At 66.9% G+C, this 17348-nt stretch carries 16 protein-coding genes and 1 tRNA gene; 8 read left to right on the forward strand and 9 right to left on the reverse strand.

Features of this window, described 5'->3' with window-relative positions; translation table 11 throughout:
- Positions 1 to 108: 108 nt before the first annotated feature.
- Genes BA899_RS08880 through BA899_RS08895 form a run of 4 tightly spaced genes read left to right on the forward strand, consistent with a single transcriptional unit; the run spans position 109 to position 4461 of the window.
- Entirely contained in the window at positions 109 to 1911 is a 1803-nt protein-coding gene (locus tag BA899_RS08880; RefSeq protein WP_148121557.1) for an alpha/beta hydrolase, read from the forward strand.
- Positions 1901 to 2392 (forward strand): 5-(carboxyamino)imidazole ribonucleotide mutase, encoded by a 492-nt coding sequence (gene purE, locus BA899_RS08885; RefSeq protein ID WP_069133910.1) that lies wholly within the window; start codon positions 1901 to 1903, stop codon positions 2390 to 2392. Before BA899_RS08880 ends, purE begins: the two co-directional genes overlap by 11 nt.
- Complete coding sequence (locus BA899_RS08890; RefSeq protein ID WP_148121558.1) at positions 2389 to 3537, forward strand: 5-(carboxyamino)imidazole ribonucleotide synthase; 1149 nt, start codon at positions 2389 to 2391, stop codon at positions 3535 to 3537. The genes purE and BA899_RS08890 overlap by 4 nt, the downstream gene beginning before the upstream one ends.
- Before the next feature lie 30 nt (positions 3538 to 3567).
- A complete protein-coding gene (locus BA899_RS08895) occupies positions 3568 to 4461 on the forward strand; it encodes a recombination-associated protein RdgC (protein ID WP_069133912.1) in 894 nt (297 codons plus the stop codon).
- 200 nt (positions 4462 to 4661) lie between these two features.
- Here BA899_RS08895 and BA899_RS08900 read toward each other — a convergent pair whose 3' ends face one another.
- Both BA899_RS08900 and BA899_RS08905 read right to left on the reverse strand, forming a co-directional pair.
- Positions 4662 to 5684: a histone deacetylase family protein gene (locus tag BA899_RS08900; protein ID WP_159300371.1), complete on the reverse strand. Its 1023-nt coding sequence runs from the start codon at positions 5682 to 5684 to the stop codon at positions 4662 to 4664.
- 27 nt (positions 5685 to 5711) lie between these two features.
- Positions 5712 to 5788: transfer RNA gene (locus tag BA899_RS08905), tRNA-Arg, on the reverse strand.
- Positions 5789 to 5894: 106 nt separating this feature from the next.
- Here BA899_RS08905 and BA899_RS08910 point away from each other — a divergent pair.
- The gene (locus tag BA899_RS08910) at positions 5895 to 6404 is read left to right on the forward strand and encodes a cytochrome c5 family protein (protein ID WP_148121559.1); all 510 of its coding nucleotides are present in this window, start codon (positions 5895 to 5897) and stop codon (positions 6402 to 6404) included.
- Here the strand turns inward: BA899_RS08910 and BA899_RS08915 are convergent, their stop codons facing one another.
- Genes BA899_RS08915 through BA899_RS08930 form a run of 4 tightly spaced genes read right to left on the reverse strand, consistent with a single transcriptional unit; the run spans position 6405 to position 11530 of the window.
- Positions 6405 to 8390: a monovalent cation:proton antiporter family protein gene (locus BA899_RS08915; RefSeq protein WP_148121560.1), complete on the reverse strand. Its 1986-nt coding sequence runs from the start codon at positions 8388 to 8390 to the stop codon at positions 6405 to 6407.
- 20 nt (positions 8391 to 8410) lie between these two features.
- Complete coding sequence (locus tag BA899_RS08920) at positions 8411 to 9673, reverse strand: D-amino acid dehydrogenase (RefSeq protein ID WP_148121561.1); 1263 nt, start codon at positions 9671 to 9673, stop codon at positions 8411 to 8413.
- A gap of 29 nt (positions 9674 to 9702) precedes the next feature.
- Positions 9703 to 11196 (reverse strand): YifB family Mg chelatase-like AAA ATPase, encoded by a 1494-nt coding sequence (locus BA899_RS08925; protein ID WP_159300372.1) that lies wholly within the window; start codon positions 11194 to 11196, stop codon positions 9703 to 9705.
- A gap of 52 nt (positions 11197 to 11248) precedes the next feature.
- The gene (locus BA899_RS08930) at positions 11249 to 11530 is read right to left on the reverse strand and encodes an accessory factor UbiK family protein (RefSeq protein ID WP_148121563.1); all 282 of its coding nucleotides are present in this window, start codon (positions 11528 to 11530) and stop codon (positions 11249 to 11251) included.
- A 250-nt stretch (positions 11531 to 11780) separates the two neighbouring features.
- Here BA899_RS08930 and glnK point away from each other — a divergent pair, with 250 nt between their 5' ends.
- The 3 genes from glnK (at position 11781) to BA899_RS08945 (ending at position 14399) form a co-directional block, all read left to right on the forward strand.
- Positions 11781 to 12119 carry a P-II family nitrogen regulator gene (gene glnK, locus BA899_RS08935; RefSeq protein WP_069133919.1) on the forward strand — a complete coding sequence of 113 codons (339 nt, stop codon included), beginning with the start codon at positions 11781 to 11783 and terminating at the stop codon, positions 12117 to 12119.
- 22 nt (positions 12120 to 12141) lie between these two features.
- Positions 12142 to 13389: an ammonium transporter gene (locus BA899_RS08940; protein WP_144347052.1), complete on the forward strand. Its 1248-nt coding sequence runs from the start codon at positions 12142 to 12144 to the stop codon at positions 13387 to 13389.
- 125 nt (positions 13390 to 13514) lie between these two features.
- Positions 13515 to 14399: an NAD(P)-dependent oxidoreductase gene (locus BA899_RS08945; protein WP_159300373.1), complete on the forward strand. Its 885-nt coding sequence runs from the start codon at positions 13515 to 13517 to the stop codon at positions 14397 to 14399.
- A gap of 10 nt (positions 14400 to 14409) precedes the next feature.
- Here BA899_RS08945 and BA899_RS08950 read toward each other — a convergent pair whose 3' ends face one another.
- The 3 genes from BA899_RS08950 to BA899_RS08960 all read right to left on the reverse strand — a co-directional run bounded on the left by BA899_RS08950 (position 14410) and on the right by BA899_RS08960 (position 17247).
- The gene (locus BA899_RS08950; protein WP_148121565.1) at positions 14410 to 15036 is read right to left on the reverse strand and encodes an SPOR domain-containing protein; all 627 of its coding nucleotides are present in this window, start codon (positions 15034 to 15036) and stop codon (positions 14410 to 14412) included.
- Between the two features lie 2 nt (positions 15037 to 15038).
- The gene (gene argS, locus BA899_RS08955; RefSeq protein WP_159300374.1) at positions 15039 to 16799 is read right to left on the reverse strand and encodes an arginine--tRNA ligase; all 1761 of its coding nucleotides are present in this window, start codon (positions 16797 to 16799) and stop codon (positions 15039 to 15041) included.
- A 67-nt stretch (positions 16800 to 16866) separates the two neighbouring features.
- Positions 16867 to 17247 carry a hypothetical protein gene (locus tag BA899_RS08960; protein ID WP_159300375.1) on the reverse strand — a complete coding sequence of 127 codons (381 nt, stop codon included), beginning with the start codon at positions 17245 to 17247 and terminating at the stop codon, positions 16867 to 16869.
- Positions 17248 to 17348 lie beyond the last annotated feature (101 nt).

Genomic DNA, 17348 nt, shown 5'->3' on the forward strand with positions numbered 1-17348 from the left:
CGACGTCTCATCGGCGGCCACCACGGGTGGCGGTGAAGGGGTTTGTGGCGGTTTGTCGCAGTGCCGTATGATCCCAATCACCATTTGTTTCGTGAGCGGAGGCTCGCTATGACTGACAAGCAGGATACCGGAACCGGTCAGGTCGACCCCAACGAGCTGTCACGCTCGCTGGCCGAGGTCGCCGGCCGCAGTCAGCATCTGGTCAAGGACTTTCTGACGCGTCAGCAGTTCGGCCAGCAGATTTCGGTGGACGATGCGCTGCACATGAGCAAGCTCTTCCAGGACCTCTACACCCGCCTGATGGCCGACCCCGTGCAGTTGATGGAGTCGCAGATGGCCTTCTGGCAGGACTACCTGTCGATTGTCCAGAATCAGACGCTGCGCATGATGGGCGTCGAGAGCGAGCCGGTGCGCGCCGCGCCGAAGAGCGACAAGCGCTTCCAGCACGATGCCTGGGACGACAATCCGTTCTTCGATTTCGTCAAGCAGACCTATCTGTTGACCGCCGATTACCTCAATCACTCGGTGAACACCGTTGAGGGGCTCGACGAGAAGACCCAGCGCAAGATCGACTTCCATACGCGGCAGTTCATCAGCGCCGCTTCGCCCAGCAATTTCCTCGCCACCAACCCCGAGGTGCTTGAGCGGACCGTCGAGACCGGCGGCCAGAACCTGGTGGACGGCCTCAATAACCTCCTCGAGGACCTGGAACGCGGCAACGGCAAGCTCAAGATCCGCCAGACGCATCCGAACGCCTTTGAAGTGGGCGAGGATCTGGCGGTGACGCCCGGCAAGGTGGTGTACGAGAACGAGCTGATGCAGCTGATCCAGTATGCGCCCGCCACGGAGCAGGTGGCGCGCCGGCCGCTGCTGTTCGTGCCGCCGTGGATCAACAAGTACTACATTCTCGATCTCCGGCCCAAGAATTCGCTGGTCAAATGGCTGGTGGACCAGGGCTTTACGGTGTTCGTCATTTCATGGCGCAACCCGGATGCCGAACTCGCCGACAAGGAGTTCGAGGACTACATGAAGCTGGGTCCGCTGGCGGCGCTGGATGCCGTCGAGCAGGCGGTCGGCGAGCGCGACGTCAACATCATCGGCTACTGTCTGGGCGGCACGCTGCTGGCCTCAACCCTCGCCTGGATGGCCAGTCGGGGCGAGGGCGGCGTGAACAGCGCCACCTTCCTGACCACGCTGCTGGACTTTGACAGCCCCGGCGAGCTCGAGGTGTTCATTGACGAGGAGCAGCTCACCAATCTCGAAAAGCAGATGAACGAGCGTGGCTACCTGGCCGGCAATCAGATGGCGTCGACCATGTCGAGTCTGCGCTCCAACGATCTGGTCTGGTCGTTTTTCGTCAACAACTACCTCAAGGGCCAGGATCCGTTCCCGTTCGATCTGCTCTACTGGAACCAGGACTCCACCAACATGCCGGCGCGCATGCATGCCTTCTATCTGCGCAAGATGTACCTCGAGAACAAGCTGCGCGAGCCGGGCGGCATCACGCTGGACGGTATTCCCATCGACCTCGGCAAGGTCGAGGTGCCGTCGTATTTCGTCTCGGCCAAGGAAGACCATATCGCGCCCTGGCATGCCTGCTACCGCGGCTCGCAGCTGTTGAGCGGGTCGACGCGTTTCGTGCTGGGTGGCTCGGGGCATATCGCCGGCGTCGTCAACCCGCCTGAAAAGCAGAAGTACGGCTACTGGCTGAACGGGCGCAACCCCAAGAACCCGGATACCTGGTTCAACGGCGCCAAGCACCATGAGGGCTCCTGGTGGCTCGACTGGGCCAAGTGGCTGTCGCCGAAGCGCGGTGGCGAGGTGCCGGCACGGACCCCCGGTGATGGCAAGCTGACCCCCATCGAGGATGCGCCGGGCCGGTACGTGAAGGAGCCGAGCGATGGTCGATGACGCCCCGCGGGTCGGCATCATCATGGGTAGTCGCTCCGACTGGGAGACCATGGCCCATGCCGACAGTGTGCTAAAGGAGCTCGGCGTGCGCCACGAGTGCCGGATCGTCTCGGCGCACCGCACGCCGGCGCGCATGAACGACTACGCGGCGACGGCGCGGGAGCGTGGTCTGCGGGCCATCATTGCCGGTGCGGGTGGAGCCGCCCATCTGCCCGGCATGGTGGCGGCCCAGACGCCGGTGCCGGTGCTGGGCGTGCCGGTCCAGAGCCGCGCCCTCAAGGGGCTCGACTCGCTGCTGTCCATCGCGCAGATGCCGGGTGGCGTGCCGGTGGCCACGTTCGCCATCGGCGAATCCGGGGCACGCAATGCCGCGCTGTTCGCCGTGGCGATGCTGGCGGCGGATGACCCGGCCCTTGCCGAGCGTCTCGACGCCTTCCGTGAGGCCCAGGCGCAGAAGGTGATCGAGGATGAGCTGCCTTGACTGACCCGGTCCTGCCCGGCGCCACCCTCGGCATCCTTGGCAGTGGGCAGCTGGGCCGTATGCTGGCGCAGTCCGCGCGGCGCATGGGGTATCGCGTTCACACTCTCTCGCCGGCCACGGATTCGCCGACCGGACAGATCGCCGACCGCGAGACCGTCGCCGCCTACGAAGACCTTGATGCCATCGAGCGCTTCGCCCGCGATGTCGATGCGGTCACGTTCGAGTTCGAGAACATATCCTCGGCGGCGGCCGATGTCGCTGCCCGGCATGGCCCGGTGCGACCGCGCGGCGAGGTGCTGCACCTGTGCCAGAACCGCTGGCGCGAAAAGCATGCCCTGACCGACGCCGGGCTGCCCACCGCCCCCTACGAAGCGGTGGAGTCACTCGAGGCGCTGTCGGCCGCCATTGCCCGGCTGGGGACGCCCTGCATCCTGAAAACCGCCGGCTTTGGCTATGACGGCAAGGGCCAGGCCCGGATCGACACCGCGGATGATGCGGCGGCGGCCTGGGCGGCCATCGGCCGGGGTCCGGCGATTCTCGAGGGCGTGGTCGACTTCGCCGCCGAGCTGTCGGTGGTGGCCGCCCGCGGCGCGGCGGGGGATCAGGTGGACTTTGGCGTCATCGAGAACCGGCACGTCGATCACATCCTGGATGTGTCCATTGCCGACGCCCCGCTCACCGACGCCCAGATCACGCGGGCCCGGGAGATCGCCGCGACCGTGATGGAAGCGTTCGACGTGGTGGGTGTGCTCTGCGTGGAGCTCTTTCTGGACCAGAACGGCGAGCTGCTGGTCAATGAGCTGGCGCCGCGGCCGCATAACTCCGGCCATCTGACCATCGAGGCCTGCCCCAGCAGTCAGTTCGATCAGCAGCTGCGGGCGGTCTGTGGCCTGCCACTGGGGGATACCCAGCGCCAGCGGCCCACCGCCATGGCCAACCTGCTGGGCGATCTCTGGGCGCATGGCGAGCCCGACTGGGCCGCGGCGCTATCCGCGCCGAGCGTCAACCTGCACCTCTACGGTAAGGCCGAGCCCAGACCCGGCCGCAAGATGGGGCATCTGACCGCCTCGGCCCCGGATCGGGACGAAGCGGTCCGCCGCGTCCAGGCGGCCCGGGCCGCCCTGGTCCGCCCCCCCAATCCCTGACCCCTTTCAGCACGGAACAATCAATCAACCATGTGGTTTCGCAATCTCTGCGTCTATCAAATCGCCGATGCCTTCACCATCGATGCCGAGGCGCTGGAGGACCGGCTCAGTGCCGGCCAGTTCCAGCCCGTCGGCCCGCATGATCCGGAAACCCGCGGCTGGGTTCCACCGCTCGAGAAGGGGGGTGAGACGCTGGTGCATGCGGCCGGTGACCGTTTCATGATCTGCCTGCAGACCGAAACCCGGGTGCTGCCGCCGGCGGTGGTGCGGGAAAACGTCGATGCCCGCGTGGCCGAGCGCGAGGATGCCATGGCCCGACCTTTGGGGCGGCGCGAGAAGGCCCGCATCAAAGAAGAGGTGACCATCGATCTGCTGCCACGGGCCTTCACGCGCAGCAAACGCGCCTACGCCTATCTGGATCTGAGCGGACGCTGGCTGGTTGTGGATGCCGCCACCTGGCGTGAGGCCGAGCTGCTCACGGATGATCTGCGGGCGCTGCTGGGCAGCCTGCCCATCCGGCCGCTGCAGACCGAGAGCGCGCCGCATCAGGTCATGACCGAGTGGCTCGCCCATGACCGCTTCCCTTCCGACCTGGAGCCGGGCGAGGAGGCGGTGTTCGAGGATCCCCGCAGCGAGGGCGCCGAGGTGCGCTGCAAACGCCAGGACCTGCGCAGCGCCGAAATCCGTGGCCATATCAAGGCCGGTAAGCGCGTCCGTCGGCTGGCGATGACCTGGGATGATCGGGTCAACGCAGTGCTCGACTCGGATCTGTCCATCAAGCGACTGAAGTTCACCGATGGCGTACAGAGTGATGTCGATGACCGCGATGCCGAGTCGCCGCAGGAGCGGTTCGATGCCGACTTTGTGATCATGGCCGAGGAGCTGGGTCGGTTTCTGCCGCGGTTGATGGCCTGGTTTGACTGACGGGGATCATCAGCGGCGTCATCCGGACAAAAAAAAGCCGACGATGACGTCGGCCAAGAGGAGGAGAGTCGGTTCAGGGGATCGCCCCTGACAACGACTCTTATCCTAGTCCTTGTCGCATGCTGCCGGAATAGCCATGGCGGATGATCGCCTATGCTTGCAGGGCACAAATGCCCGGGAACCGCCGCGACGCCGCGTTGTCACCGCGGCGTGTTGAGCCCCGCCATCAACGATTCGGTGTTGGTCGCCAGACTGGCGTAGTGATACCCCCCCTCCTGGATGACCACCGTGGGAAGCCCCAGTCCGGCCACGCGCTCGCCCAGGGTGCGGATATCGTCCGTGTTCACCCCGATCTTCGCCTGCGGGTCTTCGTGGTAGATATCGAAGCCGTTGGAGAACACCAGTGCATCGGGGGCGAACAGGCGGATGGCGGTGAGCGCCTCGTCCAGCCTGCCGAAGAACGCCCCGGCATCGGAGCCGTGGGGGAGCGGCAGGTTGATGGTGGTCCCATAGCCCTCGCCGCGGCCGCGCTCATCCTCGAACCCGGTGACCACCGGATAGAAATTGGTGGGATCGCCGTGGATGGAGACATAAAGGACATCGGCGCGGTCGTAGAAGATCTCCTGGATGCCTTGGCCGTGATGCACATCGGTGTCGAGCACCGCCACCCGGGGGTAGTGCGGACGCAGCGCTTCGGCGGCGATCGCCGCATTGTTCAGGTAGCAGAAGCCACCGGCGGCATCGGCCCGCGCGTGGTGACCCGGCGGCCGGCATAGGGCGAACGCCATCGGATCGCCGGCGACGACATCGTCGGCGGCGCACAGCGCGGCCTGCACCGACCAGTAGGCCGACTCCCAGGTATGCTCGCCCACCGGGCAGCTGCCATCGGCCAGATAACGCGCCGCCTCGGCCAGGATGCCCCGCAATGGGTTGGGCTCGCGCACGAACACGTTCGAGAGCACCTCGTCGCCCCAGTCCTCGGGCATGCTCGTCCAGCGCCGGTGGCACGATTCCAGAAACCGCAGATAGCCCAGATCATGCACCCGGCTGATGGGCTGGATGCCGTGATCGCTGACCGTCTCAAGCCGGGCGCCGGCCCGTTCGAGGCCCTCGAGGATGTGCCCGGTCCGCTCGGGGATCTCCTGTGGCGCCCGCATCTGGCCACGGGTGAAATAGGTCCGGGGGTAATGAAGGTCCTGACGGTGATCGAAATAGGCTTTCACGGAGGCTATTCCCTGGGAGATGTGGAGTGGTGCGCCCGGCAGGATTCGAACCTGCGACCTTCGGCTTCGGAGGCCGACGCTCTATCCAGCTGAGCTACAGGCGCATGTCGCAGATTGTAGCGTCTGCCGCGGTCCGGGCATAGCCCCCGGTTTGCCGTGTCGGGCAATGCCGCTATACTTTGTGACAGCCCGAAAATTGAGGATTATCAAGTGAGCGCCGAGCAGGATAGTGTCTTCGTCCGTAACTTCGCACTGGTCATTGCCACGCTGGTGGGCGTGACCGTTCTGCTCATCGTGATCGCGAATTCGGTGTTCGGTGACGAGGATTCTGAACGGCAGGCGCTTGCCGAGGAGCGCGCCGAGCAGAACCTGTCGCCGGATTTCGCCGTCCGCCTCAGTGGCGAGCCGGCGCCCGCCATCGCCTCGGCGGACTCCGGCGCGGATGAGGGCGGCGCCATGGAGGTGCGCAGCGGCGAGCAGGTCACCCAGGCGGTCTGCATCGCCTGTCATCAGGGCAACTTCCTCAATGCTCCCGGGGTCGGCGACAAGGCGGCCTGGAATGAGCGCATTGGCAAGGGCTGGGAAACGCTCACCCAGAACGTCGCCAATGGCTACGGCAACATGCCCGCGCAGGGTGGCGCCGCCTCCGAGGAAGAGATCCGCGCGGCCATCGAGTGGATGGTCGAATCCGAAACCGGGCTGGAAGTCCCCGAGTCCTGATCAGCCCGCCGGCTCGCCGCCGAGCAGGACGTGTTCGGCATGCTCGAGGGCCTCGGGCGTGCCATACACCACCAGTACATCCCCGTCCCGCAGTACGGTGTCCGGTGATGGCTGCGGCCCGCGGATGCCACCCCGCCGCACGGCGTTGATGGTGACCCCAATGGAGTCGGGGTCAATGTCGCTCAGCCGCTGACCGATCGCCGGGGCGTTTCCACTGAGCGTGATGGCGTGGAGCTGTTCCTGGAAGCGCCCGACCTTCTCCATATCCACGCGCTCGGCGCCGTGGAAATACCCCTTGAGCAGCCGGTAACGATCCCCACGGACTTCGCGCACGCTGCGGAACACCTTCGCCATGGGCACCCCCAGCAGCGCCAGCACATGGGAGGACAGCATCAGGCTTGCCTCAAGGATTTCCGGGACCACCACGGTGGCGCCGGCCGCTTCAAAGCGCTCGATCCAGCGGTCGTCGCGGGTGCGCACGATGATCGGAATGTCCGGACGCTCGGCGCGGGTATGCTCGAGCACCTTGAGGCTACCGGCCGGGTTGTCAAAGCTGAGCACGATCATCCGCGCCCGCTCGAGCCCGGCGGCCTGCAGCACTTCGCGTCGCTCGGAATCGCCATAGGTGACCGGGTCGCCGGCGTTGCGGGCCTCCTGGACGCGCTGGGGGTCGAGGTCGAGGGCGAGGTACGGCAGCGCTTCCTGATCCAGGAAGCGGCCGATGTTCTGACCCGTCCGGCCATAGCCGCAGAGGATGACGTGGTTGGCGAGGGGCTCGGCGATACGCGAGACCTCGGTCCTGGCGTCGACGGCATTGGCGCCCTCCGTCGGGGCACTGAGCACGCGCTGGGCGAGCGCCTGGTTGTGGCGGATGAGGATCGGCGCGGCCAGCATGCTCAGGACGATGGCGGCCAGCACCAGCTGGCTGGTGGCCGATGTCATCAGCCCGGCGCTGATCGCCAGGGCGATCAGGGCAAAGCCGAACTCACCGCCGTTGGCGAGGATGATCGCGGTCCGGCCCGAGTCCTGTGGGCCGTCCACCCGGCGGGCGATGGCGTACACCAGCAGCAGCTTGACGGCCACCATGCCGGCGGCGATGAGGAGCACCCAGTGCAGCTCCATGATCAGCACCGGCAGGTTGATCACCATGCCGACGGTGATGAAGAAAAACCCGAGCAGCACATCCCGGAACGGTCGGATGTCGGCATCGATCTGATAGCGGTATTCAGTCTCGCCCAGCATGATGCCGGCAAGGAACGCCCCCAGCGCCAGCGACAGGCCCGCCAGATGGGTCAGCCAGGCTGCGGCGACCGCGATCAGCAGCACCGTCAGCGTGAACAGCTCGTTGGATCGGGCCTGGGCCACTTCGTGGAAGATCGGTCGCAGTGCCTTGCGCCCCACCCAGACCATGATGCCGAACACCACCACACCCTTGATCAGCGCCAGCCCCAGCTCGGTGGTCAGTGAGTTGTCGCTGTTGCCGGCCAGGATCGGAATGGCGATCAGCAGCGGGACGACCGCCAGATCCTGAAACAGCAGCACGCCCACTGCCCGCCGCCCATGTCGGGTGTGCACCTCGACCTGCTCGGTGAGCTGCTTGGTGACGATGGCGGTGGACGACAGTGCCAGCGCGCCGCCCAGCACCACGCCCACCTCGATGGAGCCGGTCAGCCACCAGGCGATGCCACCGAACAGCGCCAGACACAGGGTGACCTGGCTGCCACCCAGTACGCCCACGGCCCAGCGCATGGCGTGCAGCTGCGGAAACGAAAACTCCAGACCGATGGTGAACAGCAGAAAGACCACTCCGAACTCGGCGAGCAGATGGGTGGTTTCGTTTTCGGGGATAAGACCCAGTGCCGAGGGGCCCAGGGCCATGCCCACCACCAGGTAGGCGATGATCGGCGGCAGGGTCAGCCGGCGGAACACCGAGACCGCCACCACGGAGGTGGTCAGCAGGAGGATGATGCTTTGCAGGCTGTCCATGCTCGGGGTGGCGTCCTCGCCTATTGGTAGCGCTCGAGGGTCAGGCCGGAGACATCAATATCCGGCGTACGTTGGTCGATCATATCAGCGACGACGCGCCCGGTCCCGGCGGCGAAGGTCCAGCCGAGGTGGCCGGCGCCGGTGTTGAGGTAGAGCCCGTCGATGCCGCTAGGCCCCAGGATCGGCGGACCATCAATGGTCATCGGGCGCAGGCAGGCCCATTGATCGGCCTCGCGGGTGTCGACCTGGCGCGCCAGGGCGGGAAAGTTCGCCAGCCCCTGTTCGAGCACATGCTCGACCCGCTGCGGCCGTATCCGCCGGTCATAACCGGTGAACTCGGCGGTACCGGCCATGCGCAGTTGATCGCCCAGTCGCGTGATGACGATCTTGCGGCCATCGTCGATGATCGGCAACCGCGGTGCCGCCTCGAGCCCGTCCACGGGCAGCGTGGCGGAGTAACCCTTCACTGGCTTGATGGGCAGGCGAAGGCCTGCCTGACGGGCCAGGTACGGTGCCTCGGCGCCGGTGGCCAGCACGAATGCGTCGGCCTCGAGGGTGGTCTGGTCGGTGTCGATGGCCCGCAGCCGGCCGGCTTTGACGTGCAGGCGTTGTACCGATTCGCCCAGTCGCAGGGTCAGTCCGCGCTCGACGGCCTTCTCGCCCAGCCGCTGACAGAAAAGGCGGGCATCACCGCTGGCGTCGTCGGGGTAGAAGAACCCGCCGGCGAGTTCCGCCTGGATATCGGCGAGTGCCGGCTCGCGCTGGCTGATCCCGGCGGGGCTCAGCGTCTCGTGGCGCACCCCCGAGTCCGCCATCAGGCGGCTGCTGGCGCGGGCGGTCTCCATTTCCTCGGGATGCCGGAAGATTTTGAGGATGCCGTTGTGCGCCTGGGTATAGTCGATGGCGGTTTCCGCCTCGAGCTCGCGCATGCGCTGCAGGCTGTAAGTGGCCAGACGCGCGTTGACGGCCGTGTTGCGGGCGTGGTGATGGGGGCGGCTGTAGCGCAGGAATCCCAGTCCCCAGCCCATCAGGCGCGGCAGTTGCGCGGGCCGCAGCAGCAGTGGTGAGTCCTCGCGCCCCATCCAGCGCAGCAGCTGGCCCAGGGCCTGGGGGGTATTCCAGGGCTCAGTGTGGCTGGCGTGGAGCATGGCTCCATTGGCATGGCTCGCCTCCGAGGCCAGTTCCGGTGCCCGGTCGAGCAGCGTCACCGAATGACCGCCCTCGAGTAGATACCATGCCGTGGCCACGCCGACCAGGCCGCCGCCCATCACGATGATATTCACTGAACCTCCCCTGACGTATTGCGTTCAGTTTAACGCTGAACCCGCTCACGATAGGACAGTGCTTCGGCGATGTGGTGTTCCCGTATGTCAGCAGCGCCGTCGAGATCGGCAATGCTGCGCGCGATCCGCCAGCAGCGGTGCCAGCCGCGTGCCGACAGACCAAAGCGTTGGGTGGCCTGGCGCATGATTTGCCGGCCGGCGACATCGAGTCGGCCGACGCGGCGCATCGCGCTCACCGGCAGATGACTGGCCGGGATCCCGTCACGGTCCAGCTGGCGCTCGCGGGTGATCTGGACGCGGCGGGCCACCGCGTCGCTGGACTCGCCCTCAGTGCAGGTGTCGAGCTGGGCGGCGGTCAGCCGGGGGACCCGCACCTGCAGATCGATGCGATCCAGTAATGGCCCGCTGATGCGGTTGCCGTAGCGACGGATCTGCGCCGGCGTGCAGCGGCAGTCATGGTCGCTGTCACCCTCGTAGCCGCAGGGGCAGGGGTTCATGGCCGCAATCAGCTGGAAGCGGGCGGGAAAGCGCAGCCGCGCGTTGATCCGCGAGACGCTGATTTCGCCGGTCTCGAGTGGCTCGCGCAGGGCCTCGAGGGCTTCACGGGGGAATTCGGGCAGCTCGTCGAGGAACAGCACCCCGTGGTGGGCGAGCGAGATCTCGCCGGGCCGCGGGCGCACGCCACCGCCGGTCAGTGCCCGCGACGATGTGCTGTGATGGGGGCTGCGGAAGGGGCGTCGGGCCCAGTGAGCGGGGTCAAAGCAACCCTCGGCGATGGAGTGCAGCGATGCCGACTCCATTGCCTCGGCATCGGTCATGGCGGGCAGCAGGCCCGGCAGGCGTGCCGCCATCAGGCTTTTGCCACTGCCGGGCGGGCCGCAGAACAGCAGGCTATGGCCGCCGGCCGCGGCGATTTCAAGGGCCCGCCGCGCCGGCGCCTGGGCGATGACATCGCGCAGATCGGGGCCTGCCGGGGCATGGCCGCGCCCGCTGGGCTGCGCCGGTGGCAGGGGACGCTTGCCACCGAGATGCCGGGTCACATCGAGCAGATGATCGGCGCCATGCACGGGGCCACCCGCCAGCGCGGCCTCGGCGGCATTGTCGGCGGCAACGACGAGGGTTTCCGAGGCGGCGGTACAGCGCAGTGCCACGGGCAGGGTGCCGTTGACCGGACGCAGGCGGCCGGACAGCGCCAGCTCGGCGCAGAACACGGTGGTCCCGCAATGCTGTCCGGGAATCTGGCCGGAGGCCACGAGGATGCCCAGCGCAATCGCCAGGTCGAAGCGGGCGCCATCCTTGGGCAGATCGGCGGGGGCGAGATTGACGGTGATGCGGCGACGCGGGAATTCAAAACCGCTGGTGGTCAGTGCCCCGCGGACCCGGTCGCGGGCCTCGCGCACCGCCGTATTGGGCAATCCCACGATGGACAGCGACGGCAGACCGCCGCCCAGATGAACCTCGACGCCCACGCGCGGGGCATCGATGCCCACCGCCGCGCGGGCCTGAATCTGTGCCAGTGCCATGGCGACGCACCTCCCTGTGCGAAGCTGAAGACCCGCGCGTGGCGGGCGGGAATCAGTCGGCGGCGTCGTCCGGCTGTGCCGCTTCGCCGGTGGTTGGCGTCCCCTCGAGCGCCGCGACCCGGGCTTCCATCGCCTCGAGGCGCTCGCGGGTGCGGGCAAGCACCTTGGCCTGGGCGTCGAATTCCTCGCGGGTGACGAGCTCCATCCGGCTGAAAGTGCTCTGCAGCGCCACCCGGGCGTTCTTCTCGACTTCCGCCTGAAAGTCGCGCAGCCCGCTGGGCAGGTTTTCGGAAAAGCGCTTCGCCATGTCGTCAAGCTGTTTCGGATCGAGCATTGTTCGGCCTCCGTTGACTGTCGGGCCAGTTTAAGGCGTTCGCGGGCAATTCCCAATCCACGGGGCGACTCATTTTGGTGCGTCCGATGAACGGAGTTTGCACCGAGAAAGTGCATATCGCCCGCGATGCACAGGATCAGGTCGCCGATCGCTGAGCGCCTGCTCGTTGGCATGGTCCGTGCATAGATTCTGGTGCATTTATATCGTTCATGGGCACCGGGGGATCCGGTCCCGACAGGGGAGTTCAGGCATGAAGCTGATCACTGCGATTATCAAGCCTTTCAAGCTCGACGATGTCCGGGAGTCACTCTCGGAGATCGGCGTGCAGGGCGTCACCGTCACCGAGGTCAAGGGATTTGGCCGTCAGAAAGGCCACACCGAGCTCTATCGGGGGGCTGAGTACGTCGTCGATTTCCTGCCCAAGATGAAAGTCGAGGTCGTGCTCGACGATGATCTTGTCGAACGCGCCATGGAGGCAATCAGCAAGGCGGCCAACACCGGCAAGATCGGCGACGGCAAGATCTTTGTCTCGCCCGTCGAACAGGCCATCCGCATTCGTACGGGTGAAACCGACAAAGACGCACTCTAAGGAATCACTGGGAGTCTGAAACATGTCTGCAGAATTCAACGAACTGGCCTACGCGCTGGATACTTTTTACTTCCTGATCTCCGGGGCGCTGGTCATGTGGATGGCCGCCGGGTTCACCATGCTCGAATCGGGCCTGGTGCGCTCGAAGAACACCACCGAGATCCTCACCAAGAACGTTTCGCTCTACGCGATCGCCTGCATCATGTACATGCTGATCGGCTACAACATCATGTATGGCGGCGGCATCAGCAGCGTCATTCCGTCCATCGGCGGCATTCTCGGCGCATCGGATAACGTGCCGGCGGACATCGCCGCGGGCAGCGATGCCTACTACTCGAACATCTCCGACTTCTTTTTCCAGGTGGTGTTCGTGGCAACCGCGATGTCGATCGTCTCGGGTGCCGTGGCCGAGCGGATGAAGCTCTGGACATTCCTCCTGTTCACGGTGATCGTCACCGGCCTGGTCTATCCCATCCAGGGCTTCTGGAGCTGGGGTGGTGGCTTCCTGGCCGAGGTCGGTTACTCCGATTACGCCGGCTCGGGCATCGTCCACATGTTCGGTGCGGCCGCGGCGCTGGCGGCGGTGATGGTGCTGGGCCCGCGCAAGGGCAAGTTCGGCCCCAATGGCGAGGTCAAGCCGATTCCGGGTGCCAACATGCCGCTGGCCACGCTGGGTGTGTTCATCCTGTGGTTCGGCTGGTTCGGCTTTAACGGCGGCTCCGAGCTCAAGCTCTCCGACGCCGGCTCAGCCAACGCGGTCGCCCTGGTGTTCGCCAACACCAACCTGGCCGCTGCCGGTGGTGTCGTCGCCGCGCTGGTCACCGCGCGCCTGATGTTCGGCAAGGCCGACCTGACCATGGCCCTCAACGGCGGTATCGCCGGTCTGGTGTCGATCACCGCGGGTCCCAACGTGCCGAGTCTGCTGGGCGCGACCCTGATCGGCGTTGTCGGCGGCGTTCTGGTGGTGTTCTCCATCGTCGGACTCGACAAGCTCAAGCTCGACGACCCGGTGGGTGCCATCTCCGCGCACGGCACGGCCGGCATCTGGGGTGTCCTGGCGGTGCCGCTGTGGAATGAAGGCGCCAGCTTCGGGCCGCAGATCATCGGTCTGGTGACGATCTTCGTCTGGACCTTTGGCGTCAGCTACATCCTCATGACCATCCTCAAGGCGGTGATCGGACTGCGTGTCTCCGAGGAGGATGAAGAGACCGGGCTCGACATCGTCGAATGCGGTGTCGAGGCCTATCCGGAGTTCAGCAACCCGCGCTAACGCGGACCGGCTGAACCACTGACCCACGGGCGCCTTCGGGCGCCCGTTTTTTTTCTGGGGCAGGATGAGCACCTGCGTTAGACTGCCGGGCCTCAGATGGGCTGACGCACGATAGGGAGACAAGCATGAAAGTGGGTGTTGCCGGACTGGGCGTGATGGGCCGGGCGATGGCGCGGAACCTGTCCGCCGATGGACTGCTCGCGGGGGTGTGGAACCGCACGCGGGCCACGGCCGATGCCCTCGGCAATGAGCTGGACGTACCGGTGGCCGACGATGCGACGGCGCTTGCCGACGCCTGCGATGTGGTCATTACCTGCGTCCGCGCGGATGCCGATGTGCTGGAAGTGGTTGCGGCGCTGGCGGCGGGTGTCAGCCCGGGTGATGTGGTGATCGATACCTCGACCATTGGCGTGGACGCGGCCGGCGAGGCCGCAGCGATGCTGGAGGCGAAGGGCGCGACGTTCCTGGATGCGCCGGTCACCGGCGGTCCCGAGGGCGCCGAGGCCGGCACCCTGCAGATCATGGTGGGCGGCGACCCGGCGGTGCTCGAGCGGGTGCGCCCGGCCCTGCAGGCCATCGGCAGCGACGCCACGCACTTCGGGCGGGTGGGCAGTGGCCAGCGGGCCAAGGCGGTCAATCAGGTGATGGTTGCCGGCATCGTCCAGGCGATCAGCGAGTCACTGTCATTCGCTGAGGCGAGTGGCCTCGACACCGAGCGCCTGCTGCCGGTTCTCACCGGTGGCGCGGCGGGAAGCCGTCTGCTCGAGCGCCGTGGCAGCCGGATACTGGCCGGCGATTTTGAGCCCGGCTTCCGGGTGTCGCTGCATCACAAGGATCTCAACCTGTGCCGCGACCTGCTGCAGAAGCTCGACGTCAATCTGCCGCTGGTGGAGATGACCATCAAGCACTATGAGCGCCTGCTGGATCAGGGCTACGGCGACGAGGACACCTCGGCGCTGTTCCGGCTCAAGCGCGAGCTGTTCGAATCGGGCAACCGCAAGAGTCTCTAGGCCGGGCGGGTCAGCCGCCGGCCTGGAGGAGGATGGATTCGATCTGCTGATCGGCCATCCGCGCCCTGACTCCATTGACCTGCTCGAGATCGGCGAACGGCCCCACGCGAACCCGGTGCCAGGTCTCGCCACCGGGCAGCTCGACCACCTGGACGCGGGCCTGGATGCCCAGCAGCGCCAGGCTGGCTTTCAGTGAATCGGCATCCTCCGCCTGACGGAACGAGCCGGCCTGCAGCAGATAGCGGGTGCCGTCCGATTCGGGGGCGGCCGGTGGATCAGCGGCGGGATCGGCCTCGGGCACGGCCGGTGCGGGCGGCTCCCCGCCGTCATCCCGCTCGCCCACTTCCACCTCCTGCTCGTTGAGCAGGCGATAGAACTCGAACCGCGGCTGATCGTCCTGCGTCGCCGGCGAGGGGGCCGCTTCACTGTCAGCGGTTGCGTCGGCGCGGGGTGCATCGGGCCGGCGATGCTCGAGGTGCACCACCAGGGCCACCAGCAGGCCGACGGCCAGCCCCGTCGCCCCCCAGACAATGGCACCCGGCCGACGGCCCGACGCCGCCCGGGCGCGGGTCGGACGGCTCGCCTGCCCATTGCTCTTGCGGGCCGGCTTGCGGCGGGTGCTGCCCTTCGCTGCCATGTCTACATGCGTTCCGGTGCCGAGACGCCCAGCAGATCGAGGCCATTGCGCACCACCTGGCGCACGGCCTCGATCAGCGTCAGGCGGGCATCGCGCAGGTCGCGGTCGTCGACCAGGAACGTATGGGCGTTGTAGTAGGTGTGGAACGCGCCGGCCAGGTCGCGCAGGTAGGCGGCCAGCAGGTGCGGCTCGTGGTTGGCCGCCGCCGACTCGAGCGCCTCGGGGTAGCGGCCGAGGGCCTGAATGAGGGCCTGCTCATGATCGGCGTCGAGCCGGTCGACATGGCTCAGCCCGTTGTCGTGGTCATGCTCGATCCCGCGCTCGTGCCTCTGCCGGCGTACGCTGCAGACCCGGGCGTGGGCGTACTGAATGTAGTAGACCGGGTTGTCGTTGGACTGCGACTTGGCCAGCTCGAGGTCGAAGTCGAGGTGCTGTTCAGGCCGACGCATGACATAGAAAAAGCGGGCGGCGTCGTTGCCCACCTCTTCGCGGAGGGCGCGCAGGGTGACGAACTCGCCGGCGCGCGTCGACATGGGCAGGCGCTCGGAGCCGCGGTAGAGGATGGCGAACTGCACCAGCCGGAAGGTGAGCGCGTCGGTGGCATGGCCAAACGCCTCGAGGCTTGCCCGCACGCGGGCCATGTAGCCGTGATGATCGGCGCCGAAGACATCGATGGCCTGTTCGAAGCCACGCTCGAACTTGTTCAGGTGATAGGCGATGTCCGAGGCGAAGTAGGTGGTCTGCCCATCCGCCCGGCGCACCACCCGGTCCTTGTCATCGCCATAGTCGGTGGAGCGGAACCAGCGGGCACCTTCGGCGTCGTAGAGCGCGCCGGCGGCCTGGAGCTGCTCGAGGGCATGCTCCACCGCGCCGGTGCGCACCAGTGCGCGCTCGCTGAACCAGCGGTCGTAGCGGACGCCGAAGGCGGCCAGGTCCTCGGCGATATCCCCGGTGATGGCGGTGACCGCCGCTTCGAGGATCTCCTCGTAGCGGCCTTCTCCCAGCAGGCCCCGGGCGCGCGCGATGAGGGCGTCGATATACGCCTCCTTGTCGCCGCCGGCGTGGGCATCGGCGGGCAGACCGGCGGTCAGCTCGGCGGCGGTGATGCGGTAGCGCTCGCCGGCCTCGGCCTCCAGATCGCGGGCAATGCCGTGGATGTAGTCACCGCGATAGCCGTTGGCGGGAAAGGCCATGGACTCGCCACGATGTTCCAGATAGCGGATCAGCACGCTGACGGCGAGGATATGCATCTGCCGCCCGGCGTCGTTGATGTAATACTCGCGATGGACCGCGTGGCCGGTCGCCTCGAGCACGTCGGCCAGCGCCGCCCCAAAGGCGGCGCCGCGGCCATGGCCGACATGCAGCGGGCCGGTGGGGTTGGCCGAGACGAACTCGACGATCACCTGCTGGCCCCGGCCATAGTGGCTGCGGCCGAATTCACGGCCCTCGCGGTGGATCCGGGCGATGACGGCGTTGGCCGCATCGCGGGTGAGAAAGAAGTTGATGAACCCGGGGCCGGCCACCTCGACCTGATCGATGTGGGCATGCACCGGCAGATGGGCCACCAGCCGGGTCGCCAGCTCGCGGGGGTTCTGGCGCAGTACCGGGGCCAGACGCATGGCAAGGTTGCTGGCGTAGTCGCCGTGGCCGCTGCCGCGGCCGCGCTCGAGCTGGATGTCGATCCGGTCGGGAAGGCTGAGGGATTCGGCGGCGGCCAGGGATTGCAGGGCCTGACTCAGCAGATCGACGAGTTCTTCTTTCATCGGGGTGTTCAATATCCGGTTGGCAAACGAGCGACCATTATCCGGCCTCGGTCGCAGTCTTCAAGCGCTACAGCGACTCGGCCGGATCGACATCCACCGACCAGCGCACCTGCCGCGCCTCGGGCAGCCGCCCCAGTGCCGGCAGCCAGCCGCTGAGCACGGCCTGCAGATTGCTACGGCTGTCGGCCAGAAGCATCAGCTGGGCGCGATGGCGACCGGCGCGTCGCTCCATGGGCGCGGGAAACGGACCGAGCCGCTCCACCGCGTCGTCGGCGGGGGCCAGTGGCACGGCGGCGCGTAGAAAGGCCAGTGGCGCGTGACGGTCGGTGGCCTCGGCGCGGATCAGTGCCATCGCCCGCATGGGCGGCAGTCCGGCGGCCTCACGCTCGGCCAGTGCCGTCCGGGCGAACGCCGGGTAGCCACCGTGCAGCAGCTGTCCCTTATACACACCTGACGCTGCCGACGATCTTACGCGTGTAGACCCCGGCGGGCCCCGGACCGCTCGTGCATATCTCTATCGCACGTCTCTCCGCTCCCCCAGCTCACTGT

The sequence above is a fragment of the Spiribacter sp. SSL99 genome, assembly GCF_009805925.1.
Taxonomy (GTDB): Bacteria; Pseudomonadota; Gammaproteobacteria; order Nitrococcales; family Nitrococcaceae; genus Spiribacter; species Spiribacter roseus.

What these genes read in the sequence shown, in the direction of transcription:
- BA899_RS08950 (WP_148121565.1), bottom strand. Translation starts at nt 15,036, where the DNA reads ATGGCAGCGAAGGGCAGCACCCGCCGCAAGCCGGCCCGCAAGAGCAAT.
- argS (WP_159300374.1), bottom strand. Translation starts at nt 16,799, where the DNA reads ATGAAAGAAGAACTCGTCGATCTGCTGAGTCAGGCCCTGCAATCCCTG.
- BA899_RS08925 (WP_159300372.1), bottom strand. Translation starts at nt 11,196, where the DNA reads ATGGCACTGGCACAGATTCAGGCCCGCGCGGCGGTGGGCATCGATGCC.
- glnK (WP_069133919.1), top strand. Translation starts at nt 11,781, where the DNA reads ATGAAGCTGATCACTGCGATTATCAAGCCTTTCAAGCTCGACGATGTC.
- purE (WP_069133910.1), top strand. Translation starts at nt 1,901, where the DNA reads ATGGTCGATGACGCCCCGCGGGTCGGCATCATCATGGGTAGTCGCTCC.
- BA899_RS08895 (WP_069133912.1), top strand. Translation starts at nt 3,568, where the DNA reads ATGTGGTTTCGCAATCTCTGCGTCTATCAAATCGCCGATGCCTTCACC.
- BA899_RS08945 (WP_159300373.1), top strand. Translation starts at nt 13,515, where the DNA reads ATGAAAGTGGGTGTTGCCGGACTGGGCGTGATGGGCCGGGCGATGGCG.
- BA899_RS08880 (WP_148121557.1), top strand. Translation starts at nt 109, where the DNA reads ATGACTGACAAGCAGGATACCGGAACCGGTCAGGTCGACCCCAACGAG.
- BA899_RS08940 (WP_144347052.1), top strand. Translation starts at nt 12,142, where the DNA reads ATGTCTGCAGAATTCAACGAACTGGCCTACGCGCTGGATACTTTTTAC.
- BA899_RS08915 (WP_148121560.1), bottom strand. Translation starts at nt 8,390, where the DNA reads ATGGACAGCCTGCAAAGCATCATCCTCCTGCTGACCACCTCCGTGGTG.
- BA899_RS08930 (WP_148121563.1), bottom strand. Translation starts at nt 11,530, where the DNA reads ATGCTCGATCCGAAACAGCTTGACGACATGGCGAAGCGCTTTTCCGAA.